At 54.2% G+C, this 600-nt stretch carries 1 protein-coding gene; it reads left to right on the top strand.

Annotated features, from left to right (window positions below; translation table 11 throughout):
- Positions 1-435 (top strand): hypothetical protein (locus tag VQ045_RS21875; protein WP_331831632.1); only part of this gene is annotated, 435 nt, incomplete at its 5' end.
- Positions 436-600: the final 165 nt, after the last annotated feature.

Genomic DNA, 600 nt, shown 5'->3' with positions numbered 1-600 from the left:
TCCCGCAAATCTGATGAAACAGCCTTTCCCATAGAGCACCTCCTGCTCACAGAGAATCAAACCGAACATCAAATGGGAACCCGTCGATTCAAATTATTCGCCGGATGCTCTAATGTCCAAATCCGCGAGGGGCGATCTTTCGCTAACTCGCAGAAAATGCAGGAATTCCGAATTCCGCACTATTCGGGCGCAGTGCAAAGCTTTGGAGAAAAGCCGGCGAAGAGAGAGCGAGACATGGTCTATCGGCCGATATGCAGTCAAGGACTTGAACCGGTGAAGGCCGCAGGGCAGGGGGCCGTGCACAGTCCACTATCTGACCGGAGGATGTTCGCTGAGGGGATAATGGCGGAGGGGATGGACCTGACGTCGAACCTTCTCTGGAGCGAAGGGGCAATCCAGGTTGGATCAAGCATGGCACAAGCTCAAGCGTTCTGAGAACCTTACTATGTTCCCTGCGTCCGGTGCCCCTTTTGCCCTATCAGCTAGTTTAGAGCGTCAGGCGATTAATCTGCAACATAGCCAGCGGCCTTGAGGTAGTTCCAACATTCTTCGGGCTCGAACAGGTCGCAGATGTTGCCGACTGCACGCCAGAGATCGTCG

The sequence above is a fragment of the Aurantimonas sp. E1-2-R+4 genome (assembly GCF_036549515.1).
Classification (GTDB): Bacteria; Pseudomonadota; Alphaproteobacteria; order Rhizobiales; family Rhizobiaceae; genus Aurantimonas; species Aurantimonas coralicida_A.
The sequence above is the reverse complement of the archived record's forward strand: the minus strand, read 5'-3'. Positions and strand labels throughout refer to the sequence as shown.